Source organism: Enterobacter sp. R-1.6.2, assembly GCF_035064085.1.
GTDB classification, from domain to species: Bacteria; Pseudomonadota; Gammaproteobacteria; order Enterobacterales; family Enterobacteriaceae; genus Enterobacter; species Enterobacter asburiae_B.
Genome location: NZ_JASEYI010000003.1, coordinates 122,308 through 147,374, shown reverse-complemented (window position 1 = coordinate 147,374; position 25,067 = coordinate 122,308). Strand labels below are relative to the sequence as shown.

The window sequence follows — 25,067 nt, the reverse complement described above, 5'->3', positions numbered from 1 at the left end:
GAAGAAGTCATTGAAAAAATTGCCATTGCAAAATGTCTTCTTTCAACTGCTGGCTACGGAGATAATCAAGACTTTCAATCGCTTGCGCGGTTTCATTTCGCAACGTTGCCAGCAACGCTTTTCGCCCGACGTCTTCCGTTTTTCCGTCCATTTTCCCGCGCAGGGCCGGAAGCGGCATATCCACGGTTAACAACAGCCGCGTCAGTGCGGCAACCGAGGTTGAAAACGCCCGATGAGCAAAAGCAAACCCCGCCAGCTCCAGCCAGTCGTCATTATTAAGGGTAGCTTCCCAGCCGTCTTCCACGGGGATCTTTTCACCGTTCCAGGCCGATAGCACCCGCGCATCGCGCTTCAGACGACGCTGCGCCTGTTCACACAGCTGACGCCCGGCCTCGCTCTGGGGCAGCAAGGCCATCGCGGTGTAGCAGCCGCTGCTGGCTTCACGATGGCTGCCCATCCGCACCAGCACAAACCCACATTGCTGCCAGAAACGCCACAGCTCATCGGTATAACCAAAGCTCACCGACAGATAGTCTTCGCCGCTGGCGCCGCGAACAAGCGCCTGGCCAATCCCTTCCCGCTGACGGTGAGGATGTACGGCAATGCGGGTCACCCGTCGTCCTCTGAGCGTCGCCGCCAGCGGAGAGCCGCCGTGCGCCGCAAGAGACTGCGCCACCAGGTTACCGCGCGGACGCCGGTATCCTGCCCACACGGCGCGGCTAAGCTCGGGGGAGAGCCCGCCCTCCTCCACCAGCCAGAGCGCCCCGGCGATAACCGGATTCGTTTCGGCAACGGCAAACTGCTGCCCGGGCGCGTCCATCATGCGGCGTAAATCGAGCGGCGAGGTACGATAATGCGCCGCGCAGAGGAGCTCGTATACGCTCGCTGCAAGCGCCGGGCGGCTTTCCCATGCCGTCGGCGTCAGAGACGTTAAACGCACCTCCCCTTCCGGGCGTCGGTCAATCAGCGTATCGTCAAACAGCAGCGCGCTGGCAACAACCCGCTCAAGCGGGCAGCCCGCCGCCCAGCGTACCGGTGTAGATAAGCTGTAGCGCTGCAGCCCGGCAAACCGACCGCAGAATTTAAGCAAGAATCCCCGGCCCGTCCCCTCATATCCCTGCACCGTGGTGGTCAACAGCACGCGAGGGAAACGGGCAACTAGCTTTTCAAGCAGAGGTCCGGGGATCGCAGCGGCTTCATCGACAATTAGCCAGTCAGCCCGGTGTGAAGAGGCAAGCAGCGCGTCCGGGGCCATAAAATGAAAACGCTCTCCGGCAAAGCGGGCGATGATATCCGTCGCCCCCTTCGACGGTGCGGTAACCACGGCGCTGCCGGCAATGCGGTTCAGCAGCATTCCCGCCAGGGCTGATTTTCCTCGCCCGCGCGCGGCGGTGACGGCCACGATGCCCTCCGGCATCCCCAGCAGCACATCCAGGATCTCAGCCTGCTCGCGCTGCGGTGCGCCGCTGGCAGGCTGCCAGTCTGGCGCGTCGGGTAAAGGCGGAAGGGATAACCCGCAGCCCTGAAGCCAGACAATAGCGTCGGGATCGGCGGCAATCGTCCGGCAGAAATGGTGGACAAAATGCGGCGTGGCTATCGCTTCGGCGCCGTCGCTCCAGCGCAGTGAATCGCTGTCTGGCAACTCGGGCCACGCGTCGAGCGGCGGAACCCGCAGCACCAGAAGGCTTCCGGCGCTCAGCGTTCCGCTCAGGGCGGCAAATGCGGCGACATCAAACCCGGCGCTGGCGTCAAAAACGGCGTGCCGGTACTCGCGTCCCAGCAGGCCGCCGATGGCTTTTGAAGGGTGTTCGTCAAGCCTTACCCAGTCTCCGGGCAAGGCGTCACGCAGGGTCAGCGCCTGGGTTAACGTCCACTGCGCCTCACCGCTGAGCACCACCAGCCGACGATGGCCGGTGCGCTCAAGCTCGCTTATCAGCTGTTCAAACTCCAGCATTACATCGCTTTGCCGAAGGTATTACACTGCGCCGGATCGCCGCTGTCGAAGCCGCGTTTGAACCAGCTATAGCGCTGCTGTGAGGTACCGTGAGTGAAGCTGTCCGGCACGACGCGTCCCTGGCTCTGCTGCTGAAGACGGTCGTCACCGATAGCCTGAGCGGCATTTAACGCCTCCTCAAGATCGCCGGATTCCAGCACGCCCTGCTGCTGCATGCTGTGGCCCCAGACGCCCGCGAAGCAGTCCGCCTGCAGCTCCATCTTAACGGAAAGGCGGTTCACTTCCGCCTGAGACGCATTTTGCTGAAGCTGGCGCACTTTTGGCTCAATCCCCAGCAGCTTTTGCACGTGATGGCCGACTTCATGCGCGATCACATAGCCCTGGGCAAAATCACCGTCGGCGCCAAGCTTGCGTTTCATGTCATCGTAAAAAGAGAGATCGATATAGACGGTGCCGTCTGCCGGGCAGTAGAACGGCCCCATAACAGATTGCCCGGTACCGCATCCGGTGCGGGTTGCCCCCCGGTACATCACCAGCTTCGGCTGCTGGTAGGTACGCCCCATCTTCTCAAACAGCTGACTCCAGGTGTCTTCTGTTGTGGCGAGAATAACGGAGGTAAATTTGGCCGCTTCATCTTCATTCGGGCTGATGGAGCGCTGAGAATGCTCCTGCTGTTGCAGCGGCTGACCGGTCATTAAACCGGTGAGATCGACGCCGTAATACCCCGCAACCAGCACGACAATCAGCAGGATGATACCGCCCTTGCCGCTGGGTAACCGGAAGCCTGGCCCACCCATTGAAGGACCGCCGCCGCCATCACTACGTCTGTCTTCTACATTGTCACTTTCACGACGCCCTTGCCAGCGCATAACCACCTCGAACTATTCCATTTATAATAGCTATGATCGTAGGCGGTTAACGGCAAGATTACCATAGGAAACAAAGGTAAGACGCCAAAGGATGGGAACATCCTTTGGCAAGTGAGGGAGTTAGTCGAGCTTAACGCCTAAACGGTGAGCAACCGCTTCGTACGCTTCAATCAGGCCACCCAGGCTCTGACGGAAACGGTCTTTGTCCATTTTATCCAGGGTTTCTTTATCCCACAGGCGGCTACCGTCCGGTGAGAACTCATCGCCCAGCACCACTTCGCCTTTGAACAGACCAAACTCCAGCTTGAAGTCGACGAGGATCAGGCCCGCGTCATCAAACAGTTTTTTCAGCACGTCGTTGGCTTTGTAGGTCAGCTCCTGCATACGCGCCAGGTTCTCTTTGCTCACCCAGCCGAAGGTTTCGCAGTAGGATTCGTTGACCATCGGGTCGTGCATCGCATCGTTTTTCAGGAACAGGTCGAACAGCGGTGGATTCAGTTCGATACCTTCTTCAATGCCGAGACGCTTCACCAGGGAGCCCGCCGCACGGTTACGAATAACGCACTCAACCGGAACCATATCCAGTTTTTTCACCAGACATTCCGTATCGGACAGCAACGCTTCCATCTGGGTCGGGATACCCGCTTCGGCCAGTTTGGTCATAATGAAGTGGTTGAACTTGTTGTTCACCATGCCTTTACGATCGAACTGCTCAATGCGTGCGCCATCCCCTGCTGACGTATCATTGCGGAACTCGAGCACCAACAGATCCGGGTTTTCCGTGCTGTATACGGTCTTCGCTTTGCCACGATACAACTCAGCTTGCTTCTGCATCTTCATTACTCCTGGTGTGATGATTTGTGTTCAAAACTGGGCATATTATGCCACGCACACGTTTGCGTGGCACGAAAATAAAAAGGGCTGGATTCACCAGCCCTCGTATTTATTTGCTGAATGCTGCCTGGAAGACAGCGACCAGCGCATCGTTCTGCGACTGGGTCAGCGTGTGACCTTTTGGATCGATAAACTGCAGACTGCTGCGGTTATCAAGGTCGCCTACCTGAATCTTGTAGTCACCGGAGGCAAGCTGAGGATCTTTCGCGCCCAGTTCCTGCCATGCGCTGTCGGAGAGCGGCTTATACGTTGCCGTCATGCTGCCGGTTGAACGCGTGCTGTCGGTCACTTTCATGCCCACTTTTTCCAGCGTCGCTGGCAGACGCTGCCAGGTCTGGTTAAACGGTGCACGCACCACCAGCATTGGCAGGCCGGTATCATCCGCACCGCTTTGCACATCGAAGGTCGCGCCGTTGCGGCTCTGCGCGGCGTTGGCGGCATCGGTAGCGGTCTTATCCAGACCCGCGGCAATCACGTTCAGCATTTCGGTGCTGTAACGCTGCAGGGACGCGGCATCCGCAACCGGTTTACCCGCCTGCTCCAGGTTCAACAACTTAACGTTAACCGCCTGCTGGTAACCCTGTGGTTTAACGGAGACTTGATAACGACCGCGGTACTGCTGGTCTTCATCCAGGCGGTTCCATTCGATCCAGTCGGTGGTTAACGTCTGGCTGGCGTCATCGCGTTTATCGATGGTGTAGTTCTTCGACTGAATGACGCTGACAACCTGCGGCCACAGCGTGCTACCGCGCGCGCTCTCAACCATCAGAGACGCCGTATCACCGGTGAACTGGGTACGCGCCCCGCTGACCAGCGCCAGAGGCTGTGCTGGCGGACGAATATCAAGCGCTTTACCGACCAGGCCGCTGCCGTTGGTCACGGGAATATTATAATCGCCGTTCTGAATCGGCAGGATCATACCAGCCGGTGCGTGAAGTTCAGCAAGCGGGGTCGCATCCAGATAGGATTCATCACCGCTCACCTGGCGCTTGTAGCGCGAATCTGAACTACAGGCAGCGAGCAGCATAACAAGCGAAACACTCGCAACCTTCGCCAGGCGCGACTTCTGTACTGAATAAGCCATCAAATCTCCCTAAACTCTACAGCAAACCGGCATGCTTCAGCGCCGCCCTGACGATGTCACGACCGTGGTCGGTAATCGGTGTCATTGGCAGACGCAGCGTGTCGGATGCTACAAGTCCCAACTCCTTACATGCCCATTTCACTGGGATCGGATTGGGTTCGACAAATAATTTATTGTGCAGCGGCATCAGACGCTGATTAATGACACGCGCTTCATCAAAGTGACCGGCTGCGGCCAGTTTGCACATTTCTGCCATATCGCGCGCCGCAACGTTTGCCGTTACGGAGATCACGCCATGACCACCGAGCTGCATAAAGTCCAGCGCGGTCGCATCATCACCACTCAACAGGATAAAGTCGTCTGAAACCAGCTCTTTGATCTGATGAACGCGGCTTAAGTTCCCTGTCGCCTCTTTAATACCGATAATATTTTTTACTTCCGAGAGACGACCAACGGTTTCCGGCAGCATATCGCAACCGGTACGGGACGGCACATTATACAGAATTTGTGGCAAGTCAGTATGTTCAGCGATGGCTTTGAAGTGCTGGAACAAACCTTCCTGAGTAGGACGGTTGTAATAAGGGGTCACCGTCAGACAGCCCACGATGCCGCTGTCGTTAAAACGCTTGGTCAGGCTGATAGCTTCTGCGGTTGCATTAGCCCCTGTCCCCGCGATGACCGGAATACGTCCGTCCGCCAGTTCCAGGGTCAGCATCACCACATCGCCGTGCTCGTCGTGGCTCAGCGTTGCGGATTCACCGGTAGTCCCTACCGAAACGATCGCCGAGGTTCCGTTGGCGACATGGTAATCAATGAGCTTCTTCATGCTTGACCGGCAGACATTACCTTTTTCATCCATCGGTGTAACAAGCGCGACAATACTTCCCGTGAACATGAGCCATCCTCTGTGCGAACAAGAGCCTCAATGTTACGTTTGGAACTGTAATAAAAGCAAGCGACCTGAGGCTCGCAGGCGGTTGTATGCATGTTTTTTTTATGCTTTCCTTAGGAAGACTTAACCATGCAAAGGAAGAACAGGTTTGACAACCTCATCACAACATTACCTGGTTATCACTGCGCTGGGTGCCGACAGGCCGGGTATCGTGAACACCATCACCCGTCACGTAAGCAGCTGCGGCTGTAATATCGAAGACAGCCGTCTGGCGATGCTTGGCGAAGAGTTCACATTTATTATGTTGCTTTCCGGGACATGGAACGCCATTACGTTGATTGAATCGACCCTGCCGCTGAAGGGGGCCGAACTGGATTTGCTGATTGTCATGAAGCGCACCACCGCGCGTCCGCGTCCGGCACTGCCTTCTACCGTCTGGGTGCAGGTTGAAGTGCCTGATTCACCGCATCTGATTGAGCGTTTCACCGCGCTTTTTGACAATCATCAGATGAATATTGCCGAACTGGTTTCCCGTACGCAGACAAGCGGTGACCAGCGTCTTCCGGTGCTGTTTATTCAAATCACCGCGCACAGCCCTGCCTCACAGGATGCGTCAAATATCGAGCAAGCGTTCAAAGCCCTCTGTACAGAATTAAACGCGCAGGGCAGTATAAGCGTCGTCAATTATTCGCAGCACGAACAGGATGGAGTTGAGTAATGAACCCACTGAAAGCCGGTGACATCGCACCGAAATTTAGCTTACCGGATCAAGACGGCGAGCAAGTAAATTTGACCGACTTCCAGGGACAGCGTGTTCTGGTCTATTTCTACCCGAAAGCCATGACCCCCGGCTGCACCGTACAGGCCTGCGGCTTACGCGACAACATGGACGAGTTGAAAAAAGTCGGTGTGGAAGTGCTGGGTATCAGCACGGATAAACCAGAAAAGCTGTCACGATTTGCTGAAAAAGAGCTGCTGAACTTCACGCTGCTTTCTGATGAAGATCATCAGGTGTGCGAGCAGTTCGGCGTCTGGGGCGAGAAGACGTTTATGGGTAAAACCTACGACGGCATTCACCGCATTAGCTTCCTGATTGACGCTGACGGTAAAGTTGAACATGTGTTTGACGACTTTAAAACCAGCAACCACCACGACGTGGTGTTGAACTGGCTGAAAGCAAGCGCCTGATAAACAGTAAAACGGCAACCCAGGTTGCCGTTTTTAGTGTTTTCCCCTTCTCCCCGTGGGAGAGGAGCGGAGTGAGGGCATCAGGCCGCACAAAAACTACTTCTCTTCCACCGCCGGCACATCCGGCCACGCGTGGACCACGGCCTTAATCAGCGTCGCCAGCGGAATCGCAAAGAACACGCCCCAGAATCCCCACAGCCCGCCGAAAATCACCACGGACAAGATAATCACCAGCGGATGCAGGTTCACCGCTTCGGAGAACAGCACCGGTACCAGCAGGTTACCGTCCAGGCCCTGAATAATCAGGTACACCGCAAAGCAGCTCCAGAACTCTGTCCCCAGCCCAAACTGGAACAGCGCGACCCCAACAACCGGAATGGTCACCACAAACGCGCCGATATACGGAATCAGGACCGACAGCCCCACCAGCACCGCCAGCAGCAGCGAGTAGTTCAGGCCGAAAATCAGGAAGCCAATCCAGGTGGCGACCCCCACGACAATCATCTCCAGCACCTTGCCGCGAATGTAGTTTGTGATCTGCTGGTTCATCTCTTCCCAGACCTGCCCTGCCAGCCCGCGGTTGCGCGGCAGAATACGGCGCACGGCGTTGAGCATCTGATCTTTATCTTTCACCAGGAAGAAGACCATCAGCGGCACGAGCACAAGGTAAACCGCCAGCGTCAGCAGTCCGACCAGCGAGGCCAGAGAGTACTTCACCACCGAATCGCCCATCGTCATGATGCGGGCGCGCATATTTTCGGCCATCGCGTCAATAATCCCGGCATCCATCAGGGCCGGGTAACGGCGCGGCAGCGTGGCGGCAAAATCAGAGAGTTTATTCAACATGCCGGGCATATCGCGGATCAGGTTAATTCCCTGCTGCCAGGCGACCGGCATTACCACAAAGGCCATTAGCAGCAGGATGCCGACAAACAGCACCAGCACGATGCTGGTCGCCCACCGGCGGGAACAGCCGATGTGTTCCAGGCGCGCCGTCGGCCACTCCAGCAGGTACGCCAGCACAATCGCCACCAGCAGGGGAGCGAGCAGGCCGCTGAAGAAGAACAGAATACCGAACCCGGCAACCAGAATAACCAACAAAGCAATGGCTTCCGGGTCGCTGAACCGACGCCGGTACCACTGCATTAACATTTCGAGCATACAACCCTTCCCTGAATCGAATGGCGGGAGTGAGACGGTGGATTGTATCTAACTGTCACAAAAAAGACTTTCGCTTTTTGTATCCCGATCGCAATCCGCAAAAGCCTGATGAATGGGATTTTCTTCATGCTGTAACACGGCTACACTCGCAGAGCAGCAGAGATGAACGTTATGCCGGTTCATCGGTCAAATTAGCACATCCAACATACAGGACAGTGGTTATGTTCAGGCAGTTGAGAAAAACACTGGTTGCAACACTGATTGCCGCGGTGACGGTCGGTCAGGTGTTGCCCGCTTTTGCTGACTCGTCCGATTCATTGCCGGACATGGGCACCACAGCAGGAAGCACGCTCTCTATTGGGCAAGAGATGCAAATGGGGGATTACTATGTTCGCCAGCTGCGCGGCAGCGCCCCGCTGATCAACGATCCTTTGCTGGTACAGTACATTAACGGGCTGGGGATGCGTCTGGTTTCGCACGCCGACTCGGTAAAAACGCCCTTCCATTTCTATTTAATCAATAATGACGAAATCAACGCCTTCGCCTTCTTTGGCGGAAACGTGGTGCTGCACTCGGCGTTATTCCGTTACTCTGACAACGAAAGCCAGCTGGCCTCGGTGATGGCGCACGAAATTTCGCACGTCACCCAGCGCCACCTGGCGCGCGCCATGGAAGACCAGAAACGTAACGCCCCGCTGACCTGGGTGGGCGCGCTGGGCTCTATTCTGCTGGCGATGGCCAGCCCGCAGGCCGGGATGGCGGCCCTGACCGGTACGCTGGCGGGAACGCGCCAGGGGATGATCAGCTTTACCCAGCAAAACGAACAGGAAGCGGACCGCATCGGGATTCAGGTGCTGCAGCGTTCGGGCTTTGACCCGCAGGCCATGCCGAGCTTCCTCGAAAAACTGCTCGATCAGGCGCGTTACTCTTCCCGTCCGCCGGAAATTCTGCTGACCCACCCGCTGCCGGAAAGTCGCCTGTCGGACGCGCGTAACCGTGCCAACCAGATGCGTCCGGTGGTGGTCCAGTCTTCGCAGGATTTCTACATGGCGAAGGTGAGAACGCTTGGGATGTACAACTCCGGGCGTAACCAGCTCACCAGCGATCTGCTGGATACCCTGGCGAAAGGCAACGTGCGTGAGAAAAACGCCGCGCAGTATGGTCAGGCGCTCCAGGCGATGGAAGCCAGCAAATACGACGAGGCGCGCAAAGCGCTGCAACCGCTTCTGGCTGCAGACCCGAACAACCCGTGGTACCTCGATCTGTCGACGGATATCGATCTGGGCCAGAAGAAAACGGCCGATGCGATCAACCGTCTGAAGGGGGCGAAAGACGTCCGTACCAACCCGGTGCTGCAGCTTAACCTGGCGAACGCTTACTTACAGGGCGGTCAGCCTGGCGAAGCGGCGACCATTCTGAACCGCTATACCTTTAACAATAAAGACGATCAAAACGGCTGGGATCTGCTCGCTCAGGCGGAAGCCCAGCTCGGCAACCGCGATCAGGAGCTGGCGGCGCGTGCCGAAGGTTTTGCCCTGGTGGGCCGCCTCGATCAGGCGATTTCCACGCTCAGCAGCGCCAGCGCGCAGGTCAAACTCGGCAGCCTCCAGCAGGCCCGTTACGACGCGCGTATCGATCAGCTGCGCGGCCTGCAGCAGCGCTTTAAGCCGTACGAGAAGATGTAATAAAGGAGAATTCACGTCATGACAGACGCCGTAAAAATTTATCACAACCCTCGCTGCTCCAAGAGCCGCGATACCCTGAGCCTGCTGAAGTCTAACGGCGTTGAGCCGGAAGTGGTGCTGTACCTCGACACCCCACCTGACGCGCAAACCCTCCGCCAGCTGCTGCACATGCTGGGAATGGGCAGTGCAAGAGAGCTGATGCGTCAGAAAGAAGATCTGTATAAGTCGCTTAACCTGGATGACAGCCGTCTCACCGAGGCTGAGCTGATCCAGGCGATGGTTGAAAATCCAAAGCTGATTGAGCGCCCGATAGTAGTGGCGAACGGCCAGGCGCGCATTGGACGCCCGCCGGAAGACGTGCTCGAGATCCTCTAGTCCTTATGCCGCAGCGCTTCCAGAAAGGCCTGCGGCGTACTCTCTCCCAGCTTTTTCTGCGCTTTTCCGCGGTTGTAAAATTCGCACAGCTGGATCAACAGCTCGCCTGCCGGTTCACTGTTCAGACGTGGGATGATTTCACATAGCGGTAGATCAACCTGAACGGCGCGGTATTGCTGTGGATGCGCTGTCACGTTGATATTACGCTCCTCAAGCTTCACCTCGAAACCAAAAGTCTCAACAGATTGAATATCAGCCGGACAGGCTTCCAGAGCGTCATTCGCCCAGTGGGCCAGCAGCTGCGGAGAAATGCCCGCGTACAGCCGGGCGTAGCACCAGCCGCTCACGGGTTCACGCGCCCACAGCAGATGCTGTTCCCCGCCATCGTCCATATGCAGCGACAGAGGCTGATGATGTAACAGGAGTTTTTGCGGCACGATACCTGCCTTCAGCGCCTTTTTTCCCTGCAACGTCGCGCCCTTCTGCTTTATCGAAGCCGGTTTGAGATAGCGGTTCAGGGTCGCGCGGGACACGGCGATCCCGAGTTCGCTATTGACCATCTGCAGCAGTTCGTCCAGCGGGGCGCCAGTGATATCCCGCAGGGCATTGACCAGCGCAACCTGCTCCTGTCTCAATGCTTTGTGTATCACTTTTGGCGTCGTGTGATTATCCGAAACCTGCTCGCGGTTGCGCCAGCGCCTGACGGTAGTGACCGAAATACCCAGCTCGGTAGCCAGCTCCCTGTCGCTTTTATCTGACTGCTGTAGATAGCGACGGATGCGCGGCGTCGTGGTGGCATTAGCATGCAATTTAATTTCCATCGCAGAATCCTTAAAACCAATCTCATGAGATTTATACTACGCCAGCGATTGCTTTGTGACCGATTTCACCTTTCGCTCGCCGCGCTTCACTGATAATCCCCAGACATAACACAAACAACACCCCTCAATCTTGTACGGAGTTCACAATGAACAATGTTCTGGGATTTCTTGAAGCAAAACTGATGCCGCTGGCGGCCAAAACGGCCCAGCAGCGTCACCTCGGGGCCATTCGCGGCGCCTACGTATCATTCATGCCGTTTATCATCGTCGGCTCTATTCTGCTGGTGATCTCGTCGTTCCCGAATCAAGCCTATCAGCAGTTTATGTCTCAGGCCTTTGGTGAGAGCTGGAGCGCCATTATTGAAATCCCGTTCAACGCGGTGTTCTCCACCATGTCGCTGTTCATCAGCTTCCTGGTGGCCTTCCGCCTGGCGGAACACTACGGTGAAGACCGCATCTCCTGCGGTATCCTGGCGCTGGTCGCCTTTCTCATCCTGACGCCCTTTATCAAAGTGGCGGAAAACGGCGGTATTACCGTCATTCCGGTGGAGTGGATTGGCAGCAAAGGGCTGTTCGTGGCGATGATCGGTTCCCTGCTGTGGACGGAACTGTTCTGCTGGCTCAAGCGCAAAAAACTGGTGATCAAAATGCCGGACGGCGTGCCTCCGGCGGTGCAGGAGTCGTTCGCAGCGCTGATCCCGGCCCTACTGGTGATGATTCTGGTGCTGGGTATCCGCATCGTTTTTGAAAACACCCACTACAACACCATCCACCAGTTTATTTACGAAGTGGTTGCCACGCCGGTGCGCCACTACGGCACCTCTTACTTTGGCGCGCTGATGACGGTGTTCAGCATCACCATTCTGTGGTCAGTGGGCATTAACTCCGGCTCGATGATCAACGGCATCATTCGCCCGCTGTGGATGGAGAACCAGACCGACAACATCGCCGCGATTCAGGCAGGCACGACGCCGCCGCACATTATCACCGAACAGTTTTTTGACATGATCTGGATGGGCGGCGCAGGGGCCACGCTGTCGCTGGTGATTGCGATGCTGATTTTCGCCCGCAGCAAAAACATGCGTGAAGTGGCGCGCCTCGGCGCCGGGGCATCGGTGTTTAACATCAACGAACCGATCCTGTTTGGCCTGCCGGTGATCATGAACCCGATAATGCTTATCCAGTTCAACCTGGTGCCGCTGGTGCTGGTCACCGTGCAGTATGCGGCGATGAAGATTGGCGCGGTTGCCGTCACCACCGGGGTGTTTATTCCCTGGACGCTGCCGCCGGTTATCAGCGGCTTTATCGTTACCGGACACCTGAGCGGCAGCGTCATGCAGCTTATCAACCTGCTGATTGGCGCCATGCTGTACCTGCCTTTTATGCGTATCGTGGATAAACAGTACCGCGCGGCGGAAATGGCCACCGTTACGCAAACCGACACCACCCTTGCAAAACAGGAGTAAAGCATGTGGGGAATTATCGCGACCTGGAGAATGGCGCTTGAAGGCGTTACGGAGTCTGCGTCTGCGCTGGCTGCGGGTAAACCGGTCTCTGCAGCGGTGGTGGATGCCGTCGCCGCCGTCGAAGACTTTCCGTTTTATAAATCCGTCGGCTACGGCGGGCTGCCCACCGAAAATGGCGAAGTAGAGCTGGACGCCGCCTACATGGACGGCGATACGCTGGCGTTTGGTGCCGTGGGCAACCTGGTGGATATCGCCAACCCGGTGCGGGTGGCGCATGCGTTAAGCCGCCAGCGCTACAACAGCCTGCTGGTCGGCCAGGGCGCGCGGGAATGGGCGCTGAGCCAGGGCTTTGCCGACAAAACCATGCTCACTGACCGCGCCATGCAGCACTACCGCAAACGCTGCCGCGAAACGCTGGATAAGGGCCTAAGCCCTTACGACGGACATGACACCGTCGGCATTATCGGCCTCGATAAGCAGGGCTCGATGAGCGTCGCCACCTCCACCAGCGGCCTGTTCATGAAAAAGCGCGGTCGACTCGGGGATTCACCCATTATTGGTTCCGGCTTTTACTGCGACAGTGAAACCGGCGCGGCCACCGCAACGGGCGTCGGTGAAGATCTGATGAAAGGCTGCACCAGCTACGAAATTGTCCGCCGCATGGCGCAGGGTATGACGCCCCAGCAGGCGGCGGATTCGGTGGTGTTCGAGCTGGAAGATAAGCTGATGTCGCGCTTTGGCCGCGCGGGCGATCTTTCCGTGGTGTGCATGAACAACAGGGGCGAATTCGGGGCCGCCACCAACATCAAAACCTTCTCGTTTGTGGTGGCGACGGCTCGCCAGCCCCTCACCGTTTTTCGTACCGAACGCCTGCGGGAGAAAACGCATTATTACGCCGTAGACGATGAATGGATGCAGGCCTACGCCGCGCGGATCCGCGCGCCGATTGAGGAGTCATGATGATTACGTATCAGTTTATCACCGCGCTTTCTGACGCGGCTCCGCAAAGCCATTTGATTGCGTCCGCCTCCTGTACGCATTTGCCCGAAACAGCGCTGGTCGCGGAAATGCGCGAGTCTGCCAGCATCGCTGACACCCGCTTTGGCTGCGCCCCGTTTGCCCGGATCACTCTGCTGCCGGATGCCCTCTGGCAGGATAGCCTGACCGAAGGATTGCTGACGGCGCTGCGCCCGCTGCTGGCCTCGCCCGTCAGCCCCGGGCTGATACTGGACGTTACTGCTATCGACGATGTGGTGCTGGCGCAGGTGCTGCGCTTTCTCTTTAATCAGGCGCACAGGCTAAGCGACCTGAAGCTGAAGAAAACGGATGAATCGGCGGTGCGCCTTACGCACATCACCGCCCTCTGCCTGCCGGAACAGCAGGCAAAACTGGAGGGTGTCTTCCGCCAGCAGCAGGCCATCGCCCGCGGCATGGTCGCGGCGCGACGTCTGGCGGATATGCCGTCCGACCGATGCACGCCGCAGTTTGTGGTGGAAGAGGCGCAAAGGCTCTGTGCCGCCTTCCCCGCCCTGCGCTGCGAAGTGCTGAACGAAAAGGCTATTGCTGAGCAGGGTCTGGGGCTGCTGCACGCCGTTGGCAAAGGGGCGACCTGTCCGCCGCGCCTGCTGGCGATCCATTATGACGGCGTCAACGACGGCCCGGTGCGCTGCTATGTGGGAAAAGGCATAACCTTTGATACCGGCGGCCTGTGGCTGAAGGAAGGCGCGGGCATGTACACCATGAAATACGACATGTGCGGTGCGGCTAACGTGCTGGGCCTGATGCTGACCGTCGCAGAGCTGGCGCTGCCCGTGCGCATCATGGGCGTGCTGGCGCTGGCGGAAAACGCCATCGGCCCGGACGCCATGCAGCCCGGAACGGTGGCGACGGCCTGCAACGGCACCACGGTTGAAATCAACAACACCGATGCCGAAGGCCGGCTGGTGCTGGCGGACGCCATCGCCTGGGCCAGCCAGCGCCATCCGCAGGCGCGCTATATTATTGATATGGCGACCTTAACCGGTGCGGTCGTGAAGGCGCTGGGGTATGAGCTGAGCGGGCTGATGACGCAGGATGAACCGCTGCGCGCGGCGCTGACGCTGGCAGGTAAGCAGAGTGGCGATGAAGTGTGGTCCCTGCCGCTGGATGCGCGGCTGAAAAAACAGACCGACAGCGCCATTGCCGATCTGTGCAACACGCCGACCAACAATGCGGCAATCAGCGCGTCGGCGGCGTGGCTGCTGCACCACTTTTGCCCGCCGACCATTCCGTGGGCGCATCTGGATATTAGCGGTACGGCGCTGTGGCGAGAGAGCGGAAAGAGCGTGGCATCGGGAAGACCGATTCCGATGCTGGTGGAACACCTGATGGGAGATCTTTAGCCGGGTGGCGGCTACGCCTTACCCGGCCTACAAAGGGCGGCAGGTTTTCGTAGGCCCGGTAAGGCGCAGCCGCCACCGGGCGAACAAACTCAAAGCTTGAGAATATCTTTCACAAACGGAATGGTCAGCTTGCGCTGGGCGGTAATGGAGGCGCGATCGAGCTGATCGAGCGTGTCAAACAGCGTGCGCATTTCGCGATCCAGCCGCTTGAGCAGGAAGCGCCCCACGTCCTCCGGCAGCTCAAACCCGCGCTGCTTTGCGCGCAGCTGTAATGCCTGAAGCTTATCTTCATCCGACAGCGGCTGGAGCTTGTAGATTTGCCCCCAGTCCAGACGAGATGCCAGATCCGGCAGCCCCAGATTGAGCTGTCTCGGCGGACGATCGCCGGTGATCAGAAGCCGGGTTTTACCCGATTCCAGAATGCGGTTGTAGAGGTTAAAGATCGCCATTTCCCACGGCTCGTCCCCCGCCACGCATTCGATATTATCGATGCAGACCAGCGAGAGATGTTCCATTCCCTCCAGCACCTCAGGTACGAACCAGGTGCGTTTATCCAGCGGCACGTAGCCTACCGCATCACCGCGCGCCGAAAGCTCCGCGCAGGCGGCATGCAGCAGATGGCTGCGCCCCGCGCCTTCGCGTGACCAGATATAGATGTATCCGATGTGATCCTGGCGCAGCACGTTTTGCAGTGCAGCCAGTAAAGAGGGGTTATCACCCGGCCAGAAACTCGCGAAAGTTTCGTCGTCAGGGAGATAGAGTGGCAGAGAGAGCTGTGCCGGTCCGTTCAGAAATACCTCAACCAGAGATCCTACGTAAAATCGGAATGGAGTTTAACACGGAACCTGCAAGGAGAGAACCGGGCGATCCTTCGCCCGGTAATACGATCAATTTGACGCTTTTTCGCTGTCGTCCGCGTCCAGAATTTCTTCTTCCGGGCGGATGACCGAGATCAGCTTGAAGATCAGGCTCAGGCCCACGCCGACGATGGTCGCCAGCGCCATGCCCTTCAGCTCGGCCGCACCAATGTGCACCTTCGCGCCGCTCACGCCGATGATCAGGATAACGGAGGTCAGGATCAGGTTTTGCGCCTTGCTGTAATCCACTTTGGATTCAATCAGCACGCGAATACCGGAGGCGCCGATCACGCCGTACAGCAGCAGAGAAACGCCGCCCATTACCGGCACCGGAATGATCTGAATCGCTGCCGCCAGTTTACCGACGCAGGAGAGCAGAATGGCGATGATCGCCGCGCCGCCGATAACCCAGGTACTGTAGACGCGGGTAATCGCCATCACGCCGATGTTCTCACCGTAGGTGGTGTTTGGCGTCGAGCCGAAGAAACCGGAGATGATGGTGGAGAAACCGTTCGCAAACATGGAGCGGTGCAGGCCCGGGTCGCGGATTAAATCGCGCTTAACGATGTTCGCCGTCACCACCAGGTGGCCGACGTGCTCCGCAATCACCACCAGCGCCGCAGGCAGAATGGTGAAAATAGCAAACCATTCAAAGCGTGGCGTATAGAAGGTTGGCAGCGCAAACCAGTGGGCCTGAGCGATCGGGGTGGTGTCCACCACGCCCATCGCGAAGGAGAGCGCATAGCCCGCCAGCACGCCGATCAGGATCGGGATAATCGCCATGAAGCCGCGGAACAGCACGGAGCCAAACACCGTCACGCCCAGCGTTACCAGCGAGATGATAATGGTTTTGGAATCCGGTGACTGGCCGTCAGCAGGCAGCAGGCCGGCCATATTCGCCGCGACGCCCGCCAGCTCAAGACCGATGACGGCAACGATGGCGCCCATCGCCGCAGGGGGGAACATCACGTCCAGCCAGCCGGTACCGGCTTTCTTCACAATGAAGGACACCACGCAGAACAGGACGCCACACATGATAAAGCCGCCCAGCGCGACTTCATAACCCAGCGGCAGCAGCAGCAACACCGGCGAGATAAAGGCGAAGCTCGAGCCGAGATACGCCGGGATTTTGCCTTTACAGATAAAGAGGTACAGCAGCGTACCGATGCCGTTGAACAGCAGCACGGTGGCCGGGTTAATGTGGAACAGGATTGGCACCAGCACGGTTGCGCCAAACATGGCGAACAGGTGCTGCAAACTAAGCGGGATAGTCTGTAAAAGCGGCGGTCTTTCACTCACCCCGATAGCACGGCGCGTCATAGTGTTTTCCTCTGTGTAGTATTGTTGGTGTTTTATTCAAAAAAAAGCCGACTATCAAAGTCGGCTTATTTATCGTTATTCGATTATTTCGTACCAAAGATCTTATCGCCGGCATCGCCGAGCCCCGGGATGATGTACCCGTGCTCGTTCAGGCCCTGGTCGATAGAGGCGGTATACAGCTCAACGTCCGGGTGCGCTTTTTCCAGCGCCGCGATCCCTTCCGGAGCGGCAACCAGTACCAGCACCTTAATGCTGTTACAGCCCGCGTTTTTCAGCAGGTCGATGGTGGCGATCATTGAGCCACCGGTCGCGAGCATTGGGTCAACCACCAGCGCCATACGCTCGTCGATGTTAGAGACCAGCTTCTGGAAGTAAGGAACCGGCTCAAGGGTTTCTTCGTTACGGTAGATCCCGACCACGCTGATACGCGCGCTTGGCACGTGCTCCAGCACGCCTTCCATCATGCCGAGACCGGCACGCAGAATTGGCACCACGGTAATTTTCTTACCTTTGATCTGCTCAACCTGCACCGGGCCGTTCCAGCCTTCGATGGTGACTTTTTCTGTTTCCAGATCAGAGGTCGCTTCGTAGGTCAGCAGGCTGCCGACTTCAGATGCCAGTTCGCGAAAACGCTTCGTGCTGATGTCATGCTCACGCATCAGGCCCAACTTGTGTTTAACGAGTGGGTGTTTCACTTCCACAATCTTCATTCTCTTTCTCCTCTGAGGTGGCGTCCGCAAAAAAATCGCGGGATTATACCGCTTTTTTCGGATTAGGCCATACCCATGTTGCTTGACGTATATCAAGCAAAGTGATTTAGAGACAAAAAAACCGGAGGCGAGACTCCGGCTTGGGTGCGGGGTTCTGCCCGGTGGCACTGCGCTTACGCGGCCTACGTGTAGTGTAGGTCGGGTAAGCGTTAGCGCCACCCGACAATTACAGGTTCTCGCCGTTGCTCGCAATCACCTGCTTATACCAGTCGAACGATTTCTTTTTACTGCGGTTCAGCGTGCCGTTCCCTTCATTGTCTTTATCCACAAAGATAAAGCCGTAGCGTTTTTTCATTTCGCCCGTACCGGCAGACACCAGGTCGATGCAGCCCCACGGGGTGTAGCCCATCAGCTCCACGCCATCTTCCACCACCGCTTTTTTCATCTCGCGGATATGGGCGGCCAGATAATCAATACGGTACTGGTCGTTCACCGTGCCGTCGCTCTCCTGCACGTCGATCGCGCCAAAGCCGTTCTCAACGATAAACAGCGGCAGCTGGTAGTGATCCCAGAACCAGTTCAGGGAGTAACGCAGCCCGACCGGGTCAATCTGCCAGCCCCAGTCGGATTTCTGCACGTACGGGTTAGAGACCAGGCTCTTGCTTTCGTCGTAATCCAGCTGCGGGTTGTCCGCCGTCGCCTTGGTGGCGAAGGACATGTAGTAGCTGAAGCCGATGTAATCGACGCAGCCCTGCTTCAGCGCGGCTTTATCCTCTTCGGTGATATCCAGCGCGAAGCCGCGACGTTCGAAGTAGTTGAGCAGGTGCTGCGGGTACTTCCCGCGCACGTGCACGTCGGTGAACCAGTAGCGGCGGTGCATGGCGTTCATCGCCATCATCATATCGTCCGGCGCACAGGTCAGCGGGTAGATAGGACACATGGCAATCATGCAGCCAATCTGCAGCGACGGGTTAATCTCGCGCCCCGCCTTCACCGCCAGGGCGCTGGCCACGAGCTCGTAGTGCGCCGCCTGGAACATCACCGGCTCACGGTCTTCACCCGGCGCGTACTTCAGCCCGGAGTTCGTAAACGGCGCAAAGTCTTCGTGGAAGTTAGCCTGGTTGTTGATCTCGTTGAAGGTCATCCAGTACTTCACCTTATGCTGGTAGCGCTGGAACACCACTTTTGCAAAACGAACGAAGAAGTCGATCAGCTTACGGTTGCGCCAGCCGCCGTATTCCGTAACCAGATGGAAAGGCATCTCGAAGTGAGACAGGGTGATAACCGGTTCGATGCCGTACTTCAGGCATTCGTCGAACAGATCGTCATAGAATTTCAGGCCAGCCTCGTTAGGCTCAAGCTCGTCGCCTTTCGGGAAGATCCGCGTCCAGGCAATAGAGGTGCGGAAGCATTTGAACCCCATCTCGGCAAAGAGTCTGATGTCTTCTTTATAGCGGTGGTAGAAATCGATGGCTTCATGGTTAGGATAATTTTTCCCCTCCAGCACGCCGTTGGTGATTTCACGCGGCACGCCGTGCGCCCCCGCGGTCATCACATCGGCGACGCTCACGCCCTTGCCGCCCTCTTTCCAGCCGCCTTCCAGCTGGTGCGCCGCAACGGCCCCGCCCCACAGAAAATCTGCTTTAAATCCCGACATTCGCTTTCCCTCATTCTGCGTTATTTTCTGCAAAAACAATTACAGAAACCGGTTTCATTTCGATGATGTGCAAAGGGGATAGCTGTTGCAAGCAGTTCTCAGAAACCGGTTTCATTTTCGTGAACAGAGTCAAGTTTGGCTGCATTCACGAGGTACACAGAAAAAAAGATCCCCACGTCCAGAATAGGCTCGCAAACGTTTGCCTGGACTGTTAGAATTGCGCCGATTTTTCTTACTAGCTATGCAATCGCGTGGGGATTTAAGCCGTGACCAACAAAACTTCTCTCAGCTACAAAGATGCCGGTGTTGATATTGACGCAGGTAATGCGCTGGTTGACCGAATCAAAGGTGTGGTGAAAAAAACCCGCCGCCCGGAAGTGATGGGTGGTCTGGGTGGCTTCGGCGCACTGTGCGCGCTGCCGCAAAAATATCGTGAACCTGTTCTGGTCTCGGGTACTGACGGTGTAGGCACTAAACTGCGCCTGGCGATGGATTTAAAACGTCACGACACGATCGGTATCGATCTGGTCGCGATGTGCGTGAATGACCTGGTGGTACAGGGCGCAGAGCCGCTGTTCTTCCTCGATTACTACGCAACCGGCAAACTGGACGTGGATACCGCTGCCAGCGTGATTAACGGTATCGCCGAAGGCTGCCTGCAGTCCGGCTGTGCGCTGGTCGGTGGTGAAACCGCAGAAATGCCGGGCATGTATCACGGCGAAGATTATGACGTCGCGGGCTTCTGCGTCGGCGTAGTAGAAAAATCAGAAATTATCGACGGCAGCAAAGTGGCCGATGGCGATGTGCTGATCGCGCTCGCCTCCAGCGGCCCGCACTCCAACGGCTACTCCCTGGTGCGTAAAATCCTCGAAGTGAGCGGCTGTGACCCGCTGACCACCGAGCTGGACGGTAAACCGCTGGCTGACCATCTGCTGGCGCCGACCCGCATCTACGTGAAAAACGTGCTTGAGCTTATCGAGAACGTCGACGTTCACGCTATCGCTCACCTGACCGGCGGCGGCTTCTGGGAAAACATCCCGCGCGTCCTGCCGGATAACACCCAGGCGGTGATCGACGAATCCTCATGGCAGTGGCCGGCCGTATTTAACTGGCTGCAGACCGCAGGCAACGTGAGCTCTCACGAAATGTACCGCACCTTTAACTGCGGCGTGGGCATGGTTATCGCCCTGCCGGCAAGCGAAGCGGATAAAGCGGTTAAGCTGCTGACTGAAAAAGGTGAAAACGCGTGGAAAATCGGTACGATTAAAGCTTCCGATTCCGAACAGCGTGTGGTCATTGAATGAAAAACATCGTGGTGCTCATTTCCGGCAACGGAAGCAATTTGCAGGCCATCATAGACGCCTGCAAGCAGAAGAAAATCAATGGCACCATTCGGGCAGTTTTCAGCAACAAGGCCGACGCGTTCGGCCTTGAGCGCGCGCGGGAAGCGAACATTCCCGCGCACGCGCTGGAAGCCAGCCAGTTCGCCGGGCGTGAAGCCTTTGACCGCGAGCTGGTGCATGAGATTGATGCCTACGCGCCGGACGTGGTCGTGCTGGCGGGCTATATGCGTATTCTGAGCCCGGCCTTCGTCGAACACTTCGCTGGTCGTCTGCTGAATATCCACCCTTCCCTGCTGCCGAAATATCCCGGCCTGCACACCCATCGTCAGGTTCTGGAAAACGGCGATGAGGAGCACGGCACCTCCGTGCATTTCGTTACCGACGAGCTGGACGGCGGTCCGGTGATCCTGCAGGCCAAAGTTCCGGTCTTTGACGGCGATAGCGAAGAAGACGTGACCGAACGCGTGCAGACCCAGGAACACGCCATTTACCCGCTGGTGGTCAGCTGGTTTGTCGACGGGCGTCTCGAGATGCGCGACGGCGCAGCCTGGCTGGACGGCGTGAAGTTACCCCCGCAGGGTTATGCGGCGGAAGAGTAGGTTGTTACGTCGGGTGGCGCTGCTGCGCTTACCCGACCTGTTCATTGCATTACCCGATATTCCCTTCTCCAACCTTCTAAAATCCCCAACAAAAAAAATAACTGTCATACTTTTCTGGCACTGTTGGACATATCGTGGAAATGCTCGCCATAATAAGGACGAGACGGATTTACCACGTCCTGTGATTGAACTGGAGTGTGAGCTGTAATGGGTCAGGAAAAGTTATATATCGAGAAAGAGCTAAGCTGGTTAGCATTCAACGAACGTGTACTCCAGGAAGCGGCAGACAAAAGTAACCCGCTAATCGAGCGCATGCGTTTTTTGGGCATTTATTCCAACAACCTGGATGAGTTCTACAAGGTTCGCTTTGCCGAGCTGAAAAGACGCATCATCATCAGCGAAGAACAGGGCTTAAACTCGCACTCGCGGCATCTGCTGGGCAAAATCCAGTCCCGCGTGCTGAAAGCCGATCAGGAATTTGACGGCCTGTATAACGAACTGCTGCTGGAGATGGCGCGCAATCAAATCTTCCTGATTAACGAACGCCAGCTTTCCGTTAACCAACAAAACTGGCTGCGCCACTACTTCAAACACTATCTGCGCCAGCACATTACCCCGATTCTGATCAACCGCGAAACCGATCTGGTTCAGTTCCTGAAGGATGATTACACCTACCTGGCGGTGGAAATTATTCGCGGTGAGTCTATCCGTTACGCGCTGCTGGAGATCCCGTCCGACAAGGTGCCGCGCTTTGTGAACCTGCCGCCGGAAACCCCGCGCAGACGCAAGCCGATGATCCTGCTCGATAACATCCTGCGCTACTGCCTGGACGACATCTTCAAAGGCTTCTTCGATTACGATGCGTTAAACGCCTACTCGATGAAGATGACCCGTGACGCCGAATATGACCTGGTGCACGAGATGGAAGCCAGCCTGATGGAGCTGATGTCCTCCAGCCTGAAACAGCGCCTGACGGCCGAACCGGTACGTTTTGTCTATCAGCGCGATATGCCGGACGCCATGGTGGAAATGCTGCGCGAAAAGCTGACCATTTCGCGCTATGACTCCATAGTGCCGGGCGGTCGTTACCACAACTTTAAAGACTTTATTGGCTTCCCGAACGTCGGCAAAGCCAATCTGGTGAACAAGCCGCTGCCGCGCCTGCGCCATCTGTGGTTCGATAAATTCCGCAACGGATTCGACGCCATCCGCGAACGCGATGTGCTGCTCTACTATCCGTACCACACCTTCGAGCACGTGCTGGAGCTGCTGCGTCAGGCCTCGTTCGATCCGAGCGTGCTGGCGATCAAAATCAACATCTACCGCGTGGCAAAAGATTCCCGCATCATCGACGCGATGATCCACGCGGCGCACAACGCCAAAAAGGTCACCGTGGTGGTTGAGCTGCAGGCGCGCTTCGACGAAGAGGCCAACATCCACTGGGCGCGCCGTCTGACGGAAGCCGGTGTGCACGTCATCTTCTCCGCGCCGGGGCTGAAAATTCACGCCAAGCTGTTCCTGATTTCCCGTAAAGAGGGCGACGATGTAGTGCGTTATGCCCACATCGGTACCGGGAACTTTAACGAGAAAACGGCGCGAATTTATACCGACTACTCGCTCTTAACCGCCGACGCCCGCATCACTAACGAAGTGCGCCGGGTCTTTAACTTTATCGAAAACCCGTACCGTCCGGTGAGCTTTGACTATCTGCTGGTCTCGCCGCAGAACTCGCGCCGCCTGCTGTACGATATGATCGATAAAGAGATCGCCAATGCCCAGAAAGGGCTGTCGTCCGGCATCACGCTGAAGCTTAACAACCTTGTCGACAAAGGGCTGGTGGACAGGCTGTATGCAGCGTCCAGCTCCGGCGTGCCGGTTAACCTGCTGATCCGCGGCATGTGCTCGCTGATCCCGGAACTGGAAGGCATCAGCGACAATATTCGTGTGATCAGCATCGTTGACCGTTACCTGGAACACGATCGGATCTATATTTTTGATAATGCGGGTGATAAACAGGTCTATCTCTCTTCGGCAGACTGGATGACGCGCAATATTGACTACCGTATTGAAGTCGCGGCACCGCTGCTGGATCCGCGTCTGAAGCAGCAGATCCTCGACATCATCGAGATTCTGTTCAGCGATACCGTGAAAGCACGCTATATCGACAAAGAACTCAGTAACCGCTATGTACCGCGCGGCAACCGCCGCAAAGTGCGGTCGCAACTGGCGATTTACGACTATATCAAATCACTCGAGCAACCCGATTAACCTATGCCGATAAATGATAAGACCCCACGCCCGCAGGAATTCGCCGCGGTCGACCTTGGCTCTAACAGTTTCCACATGGTCATCGCCCGTGAGGTGGATGGCGCGCTGCAGATCATCGGTCGTCTGAAGCAGCGCGTACACCTGGCGGATGGTCTTGATGAACGCAGCATGCTCAGCGAAGAGGCGATGGAGCGCGGGTTAAACTGCCTGTCGCTGTTTGCTGAACGCCTGCAGGGCTTCTCGCCTTCCAGCGTGTGCATCGTGGGCACCCACACCCTGCGCCAGGCCCTGAACGCCCCGGAGTTCCTCAAGCGGGCCGAAAAAGTGATCCCCTACCCGATTGAGATCATCTCCGGTAACGAGGAAGCACGTCTGATTTTCATGGGCGTTGAGCACACCCAGCCGGAAAAAGGGCGCAAGCTGGTTATCGATATCGGCGGTGGCTCAACGGAGCTGGTGATCGGCGAAGACTTTGAGCCGCGCCTGGTGGAAAGCCGCCGTATGGGCTGCGTCAGCTTCGCGCAGATGTATTTCCCGGGCGGCACCATCACCCGCGAGAACTTCCAGCGCGCGCGTATGGCGGCTGTCCAGAAGCTGGAAAATCTGGCCTGGCAGTACCGTATTCAGGGCTGGAACGTGGCGCTGGGCGCGTCGGGCACCATCAAGGCGGCGCACGAAGTGCTGCTGGCGATGGGTGAAAAAGACGGGTTTATTACGCCCGAACGCCTGACGTTGCTGACCGAAGAAGTGCTGAAGCATAAAAGTTTTGACGCCTTAAGCCTGCCGGGTCTTTCCGACGAGCGTAAAGCGGTATTCGTGCCGGGGCTGGCTATTCTCTGCGGCGTGTTTGATGCCCTCGCCATAAAAGAGCTGCGCCTGTCGGACGGCGCGCTGCGTGAAGGCGTGCTGTATGAGATGGAAGGCCGCTTCCGCCATCAGGATATTCGCAGCCGCACCGCGCAAAGTCTCGCCAATCAGTACAACATCGACCGTGAACAGGCGAAGCGCGTGCTGGACACCACGGTGCAGATGTACGAACAGTGGCAGGAGCAGAATCCGAAGCTCGCGCACCCGCAGCTTGCCGCGCTGTTGAAATGGGCTGCGATGCTGCACGAGGTGGGGCTGAACATCAACCACAGCGGGATGCACCGCCATTCGGCCTACATTCTGCAAAACAGCGATCTGCCTGGCTTCAACCAGGAGCAGCAAACCATGATGGCGACCCTGGTGCGTTATCACCGCAAAGCCATCAAGCTCGACGACTTGCCGCGCTTTACGCTGTTCAAGAAAAAACAGTTCCTGCCGCTTATTCAGCTGCTGCGTCTGGGCGTGCTGCTCAATAACCAGCGTCAGGCCACCACCACGCCGCCCACGCTGAAGCTTAAAACCGACGACCACCACTGGACGCTGAGCTTCCCGCACGACTGGTTCAGCCAGAACGCGCTGGTCCTGCTGGACTTGGAAAAAGAGCAGCAGTACTGGGAAGCGGTCACCGGCTGGCTGCTCAAAATTGAAGAAGAGAGCGCCGACGTCGCCGCGTAAC

General features: G+C 57.2%; 22 protein-coding genes. 11 read left to right on the top strand and 11 right to left on the bottom strand.

Annotated elements, in window-relative coordinates; all coding sequences use genetic code 11:
• Positions 1-7: 7 nt before the first annotated feature.
• The 5 genes from QMN93_RS04420 to dapA form a co-directional block, all read right to left on the bottom strand.
• A complete protein-coding gene (locus QMN93_RS04420; protein WP_193139798.1) occupies positions 8-1,954 on the bottom strand; it encodes a tRNA(Met) cytidine acetyltransferase TmcA in 1,947 nt (648 codons plus the stop codon).
• Entirely contained in the window at positions 1,954-2,823 is an 870-nt protein-coding gene (locus QMN93_RS04415; protein ID WP_029739971.1) for a neutral zinc metallopeptidase, read from the bottom strand. Before QMN93_RS04415 ends, QMN93_RS04420 begins: the two co-directional genes overlap by 1 nt.
• Before the next feature lie 120 nt (positions 2,824-2,943).
• Positions 2,944-3,657, bottom strand: coding sequence for a phosphoribosylaminoimidazolesuccinocarboxamide synthase (gene purC / locus QMN93_RS04410; RefSeq protein ID WP_023332985.1), 714 nt, complete (start codon positions 3,655-3,657; stop codon positions 2,944-2,946).
• Between the two features lie 109 nt (positions 3,658-3,766).
• On the bottom strand, positions 3,767-4,801 hold the full coding sequence (gene bamC / locus QMN93_RS04405; RefSeq protein ID WP_033146169.1) for an outer membrane protein assembly factor BamC: 1,035 nt from the start codon (positions 4,799-4,801) through the stop codon (positions 3,767-3,769).
• Positions 4,802-4,817: 16 nt separating this feature from the next.
• Positions 4,818-5,696, bottom strand: coding sequence for a 4-hydroxy-tetrahydrodipicolinate synthase (gene dapA, locus QMN93_RS04400; protein WP_023308757.1), 879 nt, complete (start codon positions 5,694-5,696; stop codon positions 4,818-4,820).
• A gap of 145 nt (positions 5,697-5,841) precedes the next feature.
• Here dapA and QMN93_RS04395 point away from each other — a divergent pair, with 145 nt between their 5' ends.
• Both QMN93_RS04395 and bcp read left to right on the top strand, forming a co-directional pair.
• On the top strand, positions 5,842-6,411 hold the full coding sequence (locus tag QMN93_RS04395; RefSeq protein ID WP_073001706.1) for a glycine cleavage system transcriptional repressor: 570 nt from the start codon (positions 5,842-5,844) through the stop codon (positions 6,409-6,411).
• The gene (bcp, locus tag QMN93_RS04390) at positions 6,411-6,881 is read left to right on the top strand and encodes a thioredoxin-dependent thiol peroxidase (RefSeq protein ID WP_032659360.1); all 471 of its coding nucleotides are present in this window, start codon (positions 6,411-6,413) and stop codon (positions 6,879-6,881) included. Before QMN93_RS04395 ends, bcp begins: the two co-directional genes overlap by 1 nt.
• Before the next feature lie 96 nt (positions 6,882-6,977).
• Here bcp and QMN93_RS04385 read toward each other — a convergent pair whose 3' ends face one another.
• Positions 6,978-8,042: an AI-2E family transporter gene (locus QMN93_RS04385; protein WP_033146172.1), complete on the bottom strand. Its 1,065-nt coding sequence runs from the start codon at positions 8,040-8,042 to the stop codon at positions 6,978-6,980.
• A 221-nt stretch (positions 8,043-8,263) separates the two neighbouring features.
• On the opposite strand from QMN93_RS04385, the gene bepA reads away from it, so the two are divergent.
• Together bepA and arsC are read left to right on the top strand one after the other, a co-directional pair.
• Positions 8,264-9,727: a beta-barrel assembly-enhancing protease gene (gene bepA / locus QMN93_RS04380; protein ID WP_033146173.1), complete on the top strand. Its 1,464-nt coding sequence runs from the start codon at positions 8,264-8,266 to the stop codon at positions 9,725-9,727.
• 18 nt (positions 9,728-9,745) lie between these two features.
• A complete protein-coding gene (gene arsC, locus QMN93_RS04375) occupies positions 9,746-10,102 on the top strand; it encodes an arsenate reductase (glutaredoxin) (protein WP_023308762.1) in 357 nt (118 codons plus the stop codon).
• On the opposite strand, the gene QMN93_RS04370 is transcribed toward arsC, so the two are convergent.
• On the bottom strand, positions 10,099-10,923 hold the full coding sequence (locus tag QMN93_RS04370; RefSeq protein ID WP_069303158.1) for a helix-turn-helix domain-containing protein: 825 nt from the start codon (positions 10,921-10,923) through the stop codon (positions 10,099-10,101). The two genes, arsC and QMN93_RS04370, sit on opposite strands and share 4 nt — an antisense overlap.
• Before the next feature lie 146 nt (positions 10,924-11,069).
• Here QMN93_RS04370 and celB point away from each other — a divergent pair, with 146 nt between their 5' ends.
• From celB to QMN93_RS04355, 3 genes are read left to right on the top strand one after another with little or no spacing between them, the layout of a single operon-like run.
• Complete coding sequence (celB, locus tag QMN93_RS04365) at positions 11,070-12,389, top strand: PTS cellobiose transporter subunit IIC (protein ID WP_323619207.1); 1,320 nt, start codon at positions 11,070-11,072, stop codon at positions 12,387-12,389.
• 3 nt (positions 12,390-12,392) lie between these two features.
• Positions 12,393-13,349: a N(4)-(beta-N-acetylglucosaminyl)-L-asparaginase gene (locus QMN93_RS04360; protein WP_039263716.1), complete on the top strand. Its 957-nt coding sequence runs from the start codon at positions 12,393-12,395 to the stop codon at positions 13,347-13,349.
• Entirely contained in the window at positions 13,349-14,770 is a 1,422-nt protein-coding gene (locus QMN93_RS04355; RefSeq protein WP_182383994.1) for a M17 family metallopeptidase, read from the top strand. Before QMN93_RS04360 ends, QMN93_RS04355 begins: the two co-directional genes overlap by 1 nt.
• An 89-nt stretch (positions 14,771-14,859) precedes the next feature.
• Here QMN93_RS04355 and QMN93_RS04350 read toward each other — a convergent pair whose 3' ends face one another.
• From QMN93_RS04350 to QMN93_RS04335, 4 genes are all read right to left on the bottom strand, one after another.
• Positions 14,860-15,561: a DnaA inactivator Hda gene (locus tag QMN93_RS04350; RefSeq protein ID WP_220471322.1), complete on the bottom strand. Its 702-nt coding sequence runs from the start codon at positions 15,559-15,561 to the stop codon at positions 14,860-14,862.
• Between the two features lie 96 nt (positions 15,562-15,657).
• The gene (gene uraA, locus QMN93_RS04345; protein ID WP_182410893.1) at positions 15,658-16,947 is read right to left on the bottom strand and encodes a uracil permease; all 1,290 of its coding nucleotides are present in this window, start codon (positions 16,945-16,947) and stop codon (positions 15,658-15,660) included.
• Positions 16,948-17,030: 83 nt separating this feature from the next.
• Positions 17,031-17,657, bottom strand: coding sequence for a uracil phosphoribosyltransferase (upp, locus tag QMN93_RS04340; RefSeq protein WP_023308769.1), 627 nt, complete (start codon positions 17,655-17,657; stop codon positions 17,031-17,033).
• A gap of 226 nt (positions 17,658-17,883) precedes the next feature.
• The gene (locus tag QMN93_RS04335) at positions 17,884-19,314 is read right to left on the bottom strand and encodes a 6-phospho-beta-glucosidase (protein WP_047060721.1); all 1,431 of its coding nucleotides are present in this window, start codon (positions 19,312-19,314) and stop codon (positions 17,884-17,886) included.
• Between the two features lie 266 nt (positions 19,315-19,580).
• Between QMN93_RS04335 and purM the strand changes: the two genes are divergently transcribed.
• From purM to ppx, 4 genes are all read left to right on the top strand, one after another.
• Positions 19,581-20,618, top strand: coding sequence for a phosphoribosylformylglycinamidine cyclo-ligase (gene purM, locus QMN93_RS04330; RefSeq protein ID WP_008501643.1), 1,038 nt, complete (start codon positions 19,581-19,583; stop codon positions 20,616-20,618).
• On the top strand, positions 20,615-21,256 hold the full coding sequence (gene purN, locus QMN93_RS04325; protein ID WP_023308771.1) for a phosphoribosylglycinamide formyltransferase: 642 nt from the start codon (positions 20,615-20,617) through the stop codon (positions 21,254-21,256). The genes purM and purN overlap by 4 nt, the downstream gene beginning before the upstream one ends.
• Positions 21,257-21,463: 207 nt before the next feature.
• A complete protein-coding gene (gene ppk1, locus QMN93_RS04320) occupies positions 21,464-23,524 on the top strand; it encodes a polyphosphate kinase 1 (protein ID WP_033146179.1) in 2,061 nt (686 codons plus the stop codon).
• 3 nt (positions 23,525-23,527) lie between these two features.
• A complete protein-coding gene (gene ppx, locus QMN93_RS04315) occupies positions 23,528-25,066 on the top strand; it encodes an exopolyphosphatase (RefSeq protein ID WP_023308773.1) in 1,539 nt (512 codons plus the stop codon).
• Position 25,067 lies beyond the last annotated feature (1 nt).

Bases quoted from the DNA above. Each gene is read 5' to 3' on its own strand.
- QMN93_RS04420 (WP_193139798.1), bottom strand. From the start codon at position 1,954: ATGCTGGAGTTTGAACAGCTGATAAGCGAGCTTGAGCGCACCGGCCAT.
- QMN93_RS04415 (WP_029739971.1), bottom strand. From the start codon at position 2,823: ATGCGCTGGCAAGGGCGTCGTGAAAGTGACAATGTAGAAGACAGACGT.
- purC (WP_023332985.1), bottom strand. From the start codon at position 3,657: ATGCAGAAGCAAGCTGAGTTGTATCGTGGCAAAGCGAAGACCGTATAC.
- bamC (WP_033146169.1), bottom strand. From the start codon at position 4,801: ATGGCTTATTCAGTACAGAAGTCGCGCCTGGCGAAGGTTGCGAGTGTT.
- dapA (WP_023308757.1), bottom strand. From the start codon at position 5,696: ATGTTCACGGGAAGTATTGTCGCGCTTGTTACACCGATGGATGAAAAA.
- bcp (WP_032659360.1), top strand. From the start codon at position 6,411: ATGAACCCACTGAAAGCCGGTGACATCGCACCGAAATTTAGCTTACCG.
- QMN93_RS04385 (WP_033146172.1), bottom strand. From the start codon at position 8,042: ATGCTCGAAATGTTAATGCAGTGGTACCGGCGTCGGTTCAGCGACCCG.
- bepA (WP_033146173.1), top strand. From the start codon at position 8,264: ATGTTCAGGCAGTTGAGAAAAACACTGGTTGCAACACTGATTGCCGCG.
- arsC (WP_023308762.1), top strand. From the start codon at position 9,746: ATGACAGACGCCGTAAAAATTTATCACAACCCTCGCTGCTCCAAGAGC.
- QMN93_RS04370 (WP_069303158.1), bottom strand. From the start codon at position 10,923: ATGGAAATTAAATTGCATGCTAATGCCACCACGACGCCGCGCATCCGT.
- celB (WP_323619207.1), top strand. From the start codon at position 11,070: ATGAACAATGTTCTGGGATTTCTTGAAGCAAAACTGATGCCGCTGGCG.
- QMN93_RS04360 (WP_039263716.1), top strand. From the start codon at position 12,393: ATGTGGGGAATTATCGCGACCTGGAGAATGGCGCTTGAAGGCGTTACG.
- QMN93_RS04355 (WP_182383994.1), top strand. From the start codon at position 13,349: ATGATTACGTATCAGTTTATCACCGCGCTTTCTGACGCGGCTCCGCAA.
- uraA (WP_182410893.1), bottom strand. From the start codon at position 16,947: ATGACGCGCCGTGCTATCGGGGTGAGTGAAAGACCGCCGCTTTTACAG.
- upp (WP_023308769.1), bottom strand. From the start codon at position 17,657: ATGAAGATTGTGGAAGTGAAACACCCACTCGTTAAACACAAGTTGGGC.
- QMN93_RS04335 (WP_047060721.1), bottom strand. From the start codon at position 19,314: ATGTCGGGATTTAAAGCAGATTTTCTGTGGGGCGGGGCCGTTGCGGCG.
- purN (WP_023308771.1), top strand. From the start codon at position 20,615: ATGAAAAACATCGTGGTGCTCATTTCCGGCAACGGAAGCAATTTGCAG.
- ppk1 (WP_033146179.1), top strand. From the start codon at position 21,464: ATGGGTCAGGAAAAGTTATATATCGAGAAAGAGCTAAGCTGGTTAGCA.
- ppx (WP_023308773.1), top strand. From the start codon at position 23,528: ATGCCGATAAATGATAAGACCCCACGCCCGCAGGAATTCGCCGCGGTC.